The sequence below is a fragment of the uncultured Alteromonas sp. genome (assembly GCF_963976965.1).
Classification (GTDB): Bacteria; Pseudomonadota; Gammaproteobacteria; order Enterobacterales; family Alteromonadaceae; genus Alteromonas; species Alteromonas naphthalenivorans.
The window spans coordinates 301,686-311,795 of record NZ_CAXBMP010000002.1; the positions used below are offsets into that span (position 1 = coordinate 301,686).

General features: G+C 45.4%; 10 protein-coding genes and 1 pseudogene. 1 reads left to right on the plus strand and 10 read right to left on the minus strand.

Annotation, left to right across the window (positions count from 1 at the left end):
* Window positions 1-103: 103 nt before the first annotated feature.
* The 10 genes and pseudogenes from AAC006_RS03110 to ccmA all read right to left on the minus strand — a co-directional run bounded on the left by AAC006_RS03110 (window position 104) and on the right by ccmA (window position 8,266).
* Window positions 104-964 carry a VacJ family lipoprotein gene (locus AAC006_RS03110; RefSeq protein ID WP_339350302.1) on the minus strand — a complete coding sequence of 287 codons (861 nt, stop codon included), beginning with the start codon at window positions 962-964 and terminating at the stop codon, window positions 104-106.
* Window positions 964-2,262: a c-type cytochrome biogenesis protein CcmI gene (gene ccmI, locus AAC006_RS03115; protein WP_013785227.1), complete on the minus strand. Its 1,299-nt coding sequence runs from the start codon at window positions 2,260-2,262 to the stop codon at window positions 964-966. The genes AAC006_RS03110 and ccmI overlap by 1 nt, the downstream gene beginning before the upstream one ends.
* Window positions 2,259-2,702: a cytochrome c-type biogenesis protein gene (locus AAC006_RS03120; protein WP_013785228.1), complete on the minus strand. Its 444-nt coding sequence runs from the start codon at window positions 2,700-2,702 to the stop codon at window positions 2,259-2,261. Before AAC006_RS03120 ends, ccmI begins: the two co-directional genes overlap by 4 nt.
* Window positions 2,699-3,319 carry a redoxin family protein gene (locus AAC006_RS03125; RefSeq protein WP_013785229.1) on the minus strand — a complete coding sequence of 207 codons (621 nt, stop codon included), beginning with the start codon at window positions 3,317-3,319 and terminating at the stop codon, window positions 2,699-2,701. The genes AAC006_RS03120 and AAC006_RS03125 overlap by 4 nt, the downstream gene beginning before the upstream one ends.
* The gene (locus AAC006_RS03130) at window positions 3,316-5,361 is read right to left on the minus strand and encodes a heme lyase CcmF/NrfE family subunit (RefSeq protein WP_339890650.1); all 2,046 of its coding nucleotides are present in this window, start codon (window positions 5,359-5,361) and stop codon (window positions 3,316-3,318) included. The genes AAC006_RS03125 and AAC006_RS03130 overlap by 4 nt, the downstream gene beginning before the upstream one ends.
* Window positions 5,362-5,501: 140 nt before the next feature.
* Window positions 5,502-5,948, minus strand: a pseudogene (gene ccmE, locus AAC006_RS03135) (cytochrome c maturation protein CcmE); the annotation flags it as partial.
* A gap of 35 nt (window positions 5,949-5,983) precedes the next feature.
* Window positions 5,984-6,199, minus strand: a complete 216-nt coding sequence (gene ccmD / locus AAC006_RS03140) for a heme exporter protein CcmD (RefSeq protein WP_013785232.1) — start codon at window positions 6,197-6,199, stop codon at window positions 5,984-5,986.
* Complete coding sequence (locus AAC006_RS03145; RefSeq protein ID WP_013785233.1) at window positions 6,199-6,948, minus strand: heme ABC transporter permease; 750 nt, start codon at window positions 6,946-6,948, stop codon at window positions 6,199-6,201. The genes ccmD and AAC006_RS03145 overlap by 1 nt, the downstream gene beginning before the upstream one ends.
* Entirely contained in the window at window positions 6,948-7,616 is a 669-nt protein-coding gene (ccmB, locus tag AAC006_RS03150; protein WP_013785234.1) for a heme exporter protein CcmB, read from the minus strand. The genes AAC006_RS03145 and ccmB overlap by 1 nt, the downstream gene beginning before the upstream one ends.
* Window positions 7,613-8,266 carry a cytochrome c biogenesis heme-transporting ATPase CcmA gene (ccmA, locus tag AAC006_RS03155; protein ID WP_013785235.1) on the minus strand — a complete coding sequence of 218 codons (654 nt, stop codon included), beginning with the start codon at window positions 8,264-8,266 and terminating at the stop codon, window positions 7,613-7,615. The genes ccmB and ccmA overlap by 4 nt, the downstream gene beginning before the upstream one ends.
* A 183-nt stretch (window positions 8,267-8,449) precedes the next feature.
* On the opposite strand from ccmA, the gene AAC006_RS03160 reads away from it, so the two are divergent.
* Window positions 8,450-10,110, plus strand: a 1,661-nt coding sequence (locus AAC006_RS03160) for a hypothetical protein (RefSeq protein ID WP_339890653.1), incomplete at its 3' end; no start/stop codon positions are given.

The window sequence follows — 10,110 nt, forward strand, 5'->3', positions numbered from 1 at the left end:
TAAGCAGGATTTGAAAAAGCCCCTCAACGAACTGTCGTTAAGGGGCTTTTTTGTTTTATTTTGCTTTGTTAGCTGTAAGCTAGTAGTACCATAGAGCTATGAATTAATTACCTTCAGGGCCATCCTCTTCTGGCTCTTCTTTTGAATCGTCAGCTTCAACATCCGTTTCTTCATACTCCAGCATGGCTTCGAACTCGGCAAAATCATCAAGCTGCTCTTCTTCTAACGCTTTATCACCACTTTTGCCATCGGTAACTTTAAACGCTAGGTTTTCGAAATAAGCATTTTTCACAAACGCATAGTCGTCGACTGATTGTTCAAGTTGTTGCTCTTGGTCAATTAATGAAGCACGCCCCTCTAATAGGGAAACCAAGTACCGAGCAATAGCAAACTGCCCATCGATAATCGCCATAGGATATACCATGCCGTCAACAACACTACCCGTAAAGCTTCTAGGATCGTTAGGCCCTAACGCAGGCAGCATTAAATAGGGGCCGGTATTTACACCCCACACGCCCATAGTTTCGCCAAATTCTTCTTCTTTTTCGACTATTCCAATGTGCGAAGCAACATCAATAGTACCAAATAGACCCACAGTCGAATTAAGTACGAAACGCGCTAAGCTATCCATTCCATCATCAACTTTGCCTTGGAACATATTGTTCATAAAATTTGCCGGTTCTTGCAAGTTTTCAGCGGCATTAAGTAAACCGGTACGGGCAAACTGCGGCATCACGGTAACGTAACCAACCGTGATAGGCCTTAAAACGTAAGCATCTAATACTTCCCAGTTGAAATCCCACATCACACGATTCACAGGCTCGAGGGGATCTCTAGGGTCGCCAGCATCTTGAACGGATGTGTTATTTTGCTCAACTTGTTGAGACACTTGCTGACTTGCGCACCCGCCTAACAAACTTGCTAATAAAAGCGCACTTACCGAGACCCATTTTGAAAATTTAATCACAATAATTCCTTCTCTATCATCACGTTGATGTCTTTCACGTTTTGAGGTGCCACCTCGGTAACTTGACTACCTTCCCATTCCCCAGGCGATACAGATACATCGCCATCAGCAGATACTCGAGCGGTAAGCGTAACTTTGCTGAGTGAGTCTAATGTGTATTGCGGCATCATTGCATTATCCGTATCTAATGCAATAGTGACAGGAAAATCTTGTAACGGGATCTTAACCACGGCCGCCGGCATTCTGTTTTCTGAGTTAGCATCTTGCGCAAACACAATAAGAAAGCCGGATTGCGGTAACGCTGAACGGGCTTCATCAGATACATTAACGGTAATATTAAAACCTGTTTTCGTACTAGTCGTCTTTTCAATCGCGGGCGCTTGCGTACCAGATGATTCATCTATGGGACTATTATCTAGTACAAGCACTTGCCCGTCTTGCGCTTGAAGTTCTTGCTCTCGCATGGCAAGTCGCTGACCAATATCGTTACCCGCAGGTAGCTTATCTTTAACTTGCCCGTAATAACGGGTTAGGTTTTCTAAATCGCCTAGCTGCGCAGAAACCACCGCCATCATTAGCGCTAAATTATCATTTTCTGGCGTACTGCGTAATAACCCCTTAAGCACACCTTGTGCGCGATTGAGGTTATTCACATCACCCGTAGTCATCAAAGCTTGGGCTAGCGTAATTTGGTGAGACGTATTTCCAGGTTTTAACGCAACAGCCTTATCTATGGCTTCAATGGCCTGCACTTCTTGGCCTAGGCTTAACATAAGCCGCCCCAAATATAGCCAGCCCGTATCATCTTCAGGGGCTTCTCGTAGGCGTTGACGAATGGCCAATGCCAAATTAGCCACGTCTTCGGGCCCTAAATCACTTCCATTGCCACTGGCTAATTGTGCGCTTAACTCTGGTAACGCTGCAATAGCATCAGAGGCACGCTGCACTTGGCTAAATTGATTCACCGAAGCGTATACCACTACACCCGCAACGACGGCGACTAGACCACCAATAAGTAAAGGAAGACCTGCCGTGCCAGTACGTGTTGATTCAAAACTACTTTCATCAACCAATGCGACTTTTAGTTCATCAACAGCCACTCGCATATCGTGCTCGGTGATTAAGCCTTCTTGCACTTCTCTTTCAAGCTCTTGCAATCGCTGCTTTACAATTTGCGTGTTGCTTAGGTTATCCGCTTTAGCGTGATTTTTTCTACGAAGCCAAGGGAATGCCAACAGCATAAGTACTAAGGTAATTAACCCTGAAACAACAATATAAAACTCAGTCCAACTCATTCTTTTTCCTGCTCAAGCAATGCATCTGCCTTAGCCAGTTTGGCTTTGATATCCTGCGGAGCTGTCGAAGACTTCCGGCGTACTACAAAAAAAAGCGCGAAAACGACAAACAACACAGGTGCAGCCCACAGCCACATGGTGGCAATGGTTACCGGTGGTTGGTAATGCACAAAATCCCCGTAACGGGCTTTCATAAAATCAATAACTTCCTGCTCAGACTTGCCTTCTTTCAACAACGCATAAACTTTACGGCGCATATCGTGGGCAATCATGGCATCACTGTCGGCAATATTCTGGTTCTGGCACATAGGGCAACGTAGTTCGGCGGTTAAACTCAAAAACTGAGCACGTTGCGCAGGCGTATCAAACGCAAAGTTATCTTCAGCGCTACAAGCAGAAAAAGCGATAAATAAAGTGATAACGAATAGTAAACGTTTCATTCGCCGACTCTCTTAGTGCTTTCTGCTTCCTTTTTACCATCGGCCTCGGCCACTAACTGTTGATAAAGCGGCCCCACTTTGTTTTGCCATACACGTTCGTTGATATCACCAATATGATGCATGCGAATAACCCCGTTAGCATCCAGTACAAAGTGTTCTGGGGCGCCAGTAACCCCTAAATCTAGAGACGTATCGCGATATACATCAAAAATATTAAATGCATAAGGGTTACCGTAACGCCTTAGCATACTAGTAACTTCTTGTTGCACTCGGGTGAGTGTTTTTGTCCCAAAGTCAGGGTCAAGATCTTGGTCAAAGTATAAACCTACAAACTTTACTCCTAGCTCATTTTTAAGCTGGGTTAAATACGGCATTTCTACCGCACAGGTTACGCACCACACTCCCCATACATTCACAATAGTCACCTCACCTTTCAGTGAATCTGGGGTGTAGGTGGTATCGGGTTGCATTAAATCGGGTAATGTAAATTCAGGCAGTGGCTTGCCTTTAACTTGTGAATCTAGCTCTCGTGGGTCTGAAAACAACCCTTGGAACAAGAAAATCACCAGCATCGAGAACAGCACCAATGGAATGACAACTAAAGGCGCCTTTTTCATTGTGTGACCTCCTGACTGCCAGCATCACTTGTATTTTTCGTATCCGCTTCTAGGGGCTGTGCCTTTCCTGTCACGCGGTTAATAGCTTTCGTCACTTTTTTCACTTTGGTCATGCGATAGCGTTTATCGCTGATCGAGAATATACCGCCAATCGCCATGACAACCGCGCCCGCCCATAACCATGCTACAAACGGTTTTATGTAAATACGAACTGCCCAAGCGCCATCATCAAGGGGCTCGCCCATGGCAATAAATAAATCCCGCGATACCGTAGAATGAATTGCTGCTTCTGTCATTGGCATACGCTGAACTGTATACATACGCTTTTCTGGTTCTAAATGTACAACAAATTCATCCGCCTTGTTCACATCAAATACACCCACATCAGCGGTGTAATTAGGGCCTTGGAATGGCTTAACATCGGTAAAAGTAAAAGCATAACCGCCAAGCTCTACTGTTTCGCCCACTTCCATTCTTACATCCCGCTCTAACTCATAGTTAGACACTAAAGTAATGCCGATAATACTGATGGCAAACCCGATATGGCCTAATACCATGCCCCAATGACTTGGCGTAAGCTTGCGTAGCTTTGTAAATGTACTGGTATTACTTGGGTTAGCATTAACGCGCTGAAGCACTTCTTGCACGGTAGTAATCAAAATCCAAAACACGAGTATCATGCCCAGTACACCCATATACTGTGGAGTGTCGTAACTAAAATTGACCAAAAGCGCTGCACTTATTGCAATTCCACCAGCGACAAGCAACTGATTTTTGAGTGCACCTGCAGTCTGGTGTTTCCAGCGAGTTAAAGGCCCAAGGCCTAAGAACAACACAAACGGCACAATCAACAGGGTAAACATTTGATTAAAAAATGGCGCCCCCACTGAAATACTGCCTAGCCCTAGTTCTTTATGAACAAGTGGCAATAAGGTACCAAGTAACACCACTAACGTAGCGGCACACAAAAATACGTTATTACCCATGAGCAATACTTCACGAGAAAACGCTTGGTATCGACCGGGGCTCTTTAAAGCTGAAGCGCGCATGGCATATAGCAACAAGCCAAAGCCACTCAACACGATAAGAATACCGAGTATGAATAGCCCACGTGTTGGGTCGCTTGCAAAAGAGTGAACGGAAACAATCACTCCTGAGCGAACTAAGAAGGTTCCCAACAAACTCAACGAAAACGCAGCAATAGCGAGTAATACCGTCCACGACTTAAAGGCTTTTCGTTTTTCCGTTACCGCCAAAGAGTGCATCAAGGCGGTTCCCACCAACCAAGGCATAAAGGATGCGTTTTCTACGGGATCCCAGAACCACCAGCCACCCCAGCCAAGTTCGTAGTAAGCCCACCAGCTACCAAGAGCGATACCTACAGTAAGAAACGCCCAGGCAGCAATGACCCACGGACGAGCCCAACGCGCCCATGTGGAATCGAGTTGACCTGAAATCAATGCAGAAATAGCAAAAGCGAACGCCACTGAGAAGCCTACATACCCCATGTATAACATTGGCGGGTGAATGATCATGCCAAAATCTTGCAGAAGCGGGTTTAAATCTCGGCCATCGACAGGGAAAAACGGCAACATGCTATTGAAGGGATTTGAGGTAAGCAGCATAAACAAATAAAAGCCAATACCAACCATACCTAGCACCGATAGCACCCTTGCAACCATGGTAAGAGGAATACCTCGGCTAAATATGGCGACTGCTACCGTCCAAATTGACAGCATTAAAACCCACAGCAAAAACGAACCTTCATGCCCGCCCCAAACTGCAGTAATTTTATAGACAAGTGGAAGCTGGCTGTTGGAATGCTGCGCCACATACTCAACACTGAAATCATCGGTAACAAAGGCATAGGTTAAGCACAAATACGCGATTAGGGTAAAAACAAACAATCCAATCGCCAAGGGCTTTGCGGTAGCCATTAGCGTGTCGTGTTGACGATGAGCCCCCCAAAGCGGGTAAACTGCAAGCAATATAGATAATACTAAGGCGAGTGTTAACGCAATGTTCCCAATCTCAGGCACCATGGTTACTGGCCTCCTGGCTTAGACTTTAATATTGGCTTTGAACTTGGCTCTGCTCCCGTCACTGATGCTGTTTCTGACGCTAATTCTGGACTTGCTTCATACTGATAAGAAGATGACGCATCGGTGACGGGCATATTGGCAGGTTTTTCATGTTTAATTCCCTTCATTTTTTCTGCCAGCTCTGGTGGCATGTATTCTTCATCATGCTTAGCAAGAACTTCTTGCGCAGTAATTTCTGTTGCCGAAGTAAGCACACCGGTAGCCACAATCCCTTGGCCTTCACGAAACAAGTCAGGCAGTATCCCCGTGTAGGTCACCGTAACGATGGGGCCCGTATCTATCAAATCAAAGGACACCGCTAGGCTTTTGCTGTCTCGGCTCACGCTACCAGGTACGACCATGCCGCCAATACGAAGCCGCTGACCAACATGAGGCATTTGCCCTTGCTTACCTTCAATAATTTCACTTGGCGTATAAAATAAATCGATACTGTCGTTTAATGCATAAAGCATTAAACCAATTGCGCTGGCGATTAACAGCCCAACAATGCCCACTACCGCCAAACGCTGCTTTCTTCTAGGGTTCATGCCACTATCTCACTTTAAAAACTACTGACTACAACTTACTGTGCTGATGAAGCGTGTGATTTTTCTCTCGCTTCTTTAATTCGCACCTGACGCTGTTGTTCTTTTAAAACCGACTTCAGTAACCCTTTATGTTGCCTAAAGCTTAATACTACTAGCAGTATCATTGCTCCAAAGGTCACACCAAAAGATAACCAAACATAGAAGGCATAACCTCCCATGTCTAAAAATGCTGAGAATGAATCAAACTGCATTAGCTATTCTCACTTGTTGCGTGCGCTAATTTTTGCACCCAAGGGCGATGCATCTCACGGCGCACAATTTCGCTGCGTAGCCTTACCGTAGTCACTGCCCCAATAAAAAATGCAAAACCTAATAAACTAATTAATAACGGCCACAACATTTCAGGCGCAATAGAAGGCTGATCGAACTTGCTGATGGTGGCCCCTTGATGCAAGGTATTCCACCATTCTACGGAGTAATGAATAATAGGAATATTTACTACGCCGACTAAAGCCATCACGCCTGCTGCTTTACCCGCCTGTTGTTTATCTTCAAAGGCACCATAGAGCGCAATAACCCCGATATACAAAAATAACAAAATAAGTTCTGAGGTTAGGCGTGCATCCCATACCCACCACGCGCCCCACATAGGTTTACCCCAGGCTGCACCGGTAAATAACGCAATAAAAGTCATGACAGCACCCACTGGCGCCATGGCTATCATGCTCATATAGGCCGTTCGCCATTGCCATACCATTCCTACCAAGGCCGCAATCGCCATAGCCACATAGGTGCCCATAGACAACATGGCGCTGGGCACATGAATGTAGATAATGCGAAACGAATCACCTTGTTGATAATCTTGTGGTGCAAAGGCTAGCCCCCACACTGTACCTACGGCCAAGCATAACAATGCACCAATCCACAACCAAGGCTGCAAAGTTAGGCACAATTGGTAAGCATTTTCTGTTTTAGCGTAAGGATGTAACCACTTCCACATCAGTTTTGACTCACTTTCAAAGAATAAGCTATGGCAAACGGCGCAGCGGCAGCAGCCAGTAACAGCATGGCGCCAATAATAGCAAGTTGAGGGTGATAAGGTAATTGCAGTGCGGCAGAATCTACAGCAGACGTGGCAAAAATCAGTAACGGAATAAAAACGGGAATTAAAAGCAATGCTAAAAGCAGTCCGCCCCGTGCTAACCCCACCGTTAATCCCACTGCAATAGCGCCAATTAGCGACAGCAAAGGTGTGCCAATTAGCAAAGTAAGCATTAATGCTATAAACATATCCATGCTTAGGTTTAAAAACATCGCGAGCAACGGCGACAAAATCAATAATGGAACAAAACTCACTAGCCAATGTGCCAGTACTTTAACCGTAGCAACGGCCGGCAATGACATGCCACTTAAGGTATATTGTTCTAAAGAACCATCGATAAAATCATCACGAAAAAGCCGTTCCATCCCTAATAAGGATGACAATATAGCCGCGATCCAAATAACGCCGGGGCCAATACGTTGCAGCGTTTCTGGAGAAGGGCTTACGCCCAAAGGAAATAGGGTAACCACCATCAATAAAAACATGAGGGGTTGAACCAGCTCAGCTTTTTGCTGAAACGCAATCTGCATATCACGTTTGAAGATACCGAGTAGTAAGGGATTCAAAACCGGTACTCCAAATCGACACAGCGGTGCGGACCCGCTTCAGAAGACAGCGCTTGGTGGGAAGTAGTAATAATCATGCCGCCGTCTGCCACATGCTGTTTCATTTTACGCTCAAGTAATATTACACCTGCGCTATCAAGTGCGGTGAAAGGCTCATCTAATACCCATACTGTTGCACTCTTGAGCCAAAGCCGACTCAGTGCAACACGACGTTGTTGTCCAGCAGATAAGAATCTGACAGGCACATCTTCAAGGCCAACTAACCCTAAGCGTTCAAGCACTTGATAAATGGTGCATCCGATATCGGATGCTTGGGTAACATCTTGATTTTGAATACCGTGTTGCGCTAGCCAAAAGCGTAAATTATCAATGGCAGACAATGCACCATTTAATGCGCTTTTGTGGCCTAAATAAATAAGATTTTGATAATATAATGAAGGATTGCTACTGATATTCACGCCGTCGAAAGTCACGTCACCGTATTCGGGCGAACTTAAGCCAGTAAGGATACGCAAAAGGCTGGTTTTGCCTGCACCGTTAGGCCCACGCAAATATACTAATTCCCCTGCATTAAGATTTAACGAAAAATCGTCAAATAAAACACGATCGCGTTTTATGCAAGTTAGTCCAGATGCACATAAATCGGACACACACGCTCCTTTACTATTCACTGTTCAAAACCGGCGTAGTTTATCACAGTAAGTTTCTTTCGCAGTCGCGAATTATGATTAAATATGATTTACTTCAACAACAAACACGGTGATATGCCCCGCTTATTACCTATACTTTCCATTACGGATTAAACTCGTCGCCCCCTGGCCGATAAGCTCCATATGACATCACAGTTAAGCGCACTGCTTTCAAACATTACTCAGGATACTTCAGGGTCGAAATCGTCGGCAGCATCCGTGTTGAATAATTTATCCCAAGCTGCGGCGCTCGATACCGCCGCAAAGGTAACGGTGGCGCGATTGCCTGAACAGATACTTGCTATTCAAACGCAAGGGCAACCGGCAACACAGGTTTCACTGTTGAAAAGCGCAGATTTATTGCCGCCACAGCGCCCTCAATTAACCTCTTTCAGCCAAGGTGGAGTAACTCAAGCTGCCCTTATTAGCACTGAAACAGGCATGAGTACCAGTCAAGTTACCGCGATGCAGCTTAAAACCCTTTCACTTTCTCTAGCGACAATGCTGGCGTCTATGCCGACACCACAACAAAGCATGCGTGTTGACGTGCAAGCAACCGTTACGCAATTAACGAGTAATCAACTGAGTCTAACGCTGGCAGATGGTCAGCCGTTAAATTTATCACTAAACCCTGACGCCGCTGCGCAATTGAGCGCCGATATCAAAAACAATGGCAAGCTGGTTTCACTCTCACTTAATCAAGTGCCTGGTGATACCGGTAAATTAACTGTTTCAATAACCTCAGCGAAACAAGCAAACTTAGCGAGTCAAGGTACTCAATCAGCAGCTTCCACGTTACAAACCGCCCCTTTATCAGTGACCGACAGCAAAATTACGACTGTGCTCACCAATGCATTGCGTTCCCAAGGTGTCGCCTTTGGACATGGTACCCCGGTTAACGGAAATGTACCTGATGCCATCGCTAAGCTTCTGCCTAACATTCAAACACAAAACACCTTGCAGCAAGTATCTATGCTCAGCCTTAAGGGCAATACGTTAACATCGTATTCCGCTGCCAGTCAGGCAGTATTGACGTTCCCTACATCCGATAGCGGTGCTGTCATTCCAAGAGCTTCAGAGCAACTTACCACCAAACTTAGCGCTTTAGCTATTCCTGTGGGAGCAATAGTTGGAAAAGGGATTGGAAAAGGGATTGAAAAAACGGCTGGAAATAGTTCCAATTTGACTGATACCACAGGAAAAGCTTCGGAAAATGGTAGTGAAAATGTAGTTCAACGAGCAAAAGCAGGCAGTGCTAATCATGCTTCCAATTCGTCATCAATTACGTTGTCACCAGAATTTTCAACTGCGGTAGATAGCAAAGGAGCTTCGATTCAAGGGACCGATGTTCACAAGGCTATTGTTACTTTATCTCGAGCATTACTTAGCCAGACGGGGTCCACTCAACAAGCGCTAACACAATTGACATCAATACTTAGCGGGACTGCAGAAGGCAGCGATAAAACCACTGCCGTATTAAGTCAAATAGCAAAGCAAATTACAGGCATAAACAGCAACGCATTGCCCAGTGCTAGACCATTAATAGCACCGCAGGTATCGAATGCAACTACCACACCTGCTTCACCTAACTCGAGCCAAGAGACTAACGCTTTTACAAATGACAATACTGTTGGTTTAAAAACGGGCGCTGGGGATGTTAATACAGGTAACGCGGATAACAGTTTACGAAAAGGCATTTCTCAGCTAATAGCTTTGCTCGGTGGCTCGGGGAACAGCATTCGGGGTAATGTTACGCAGAGCAATGCTTCTCAAGGTTCTGCTACTCAAGGTACTGCTACTCAAGG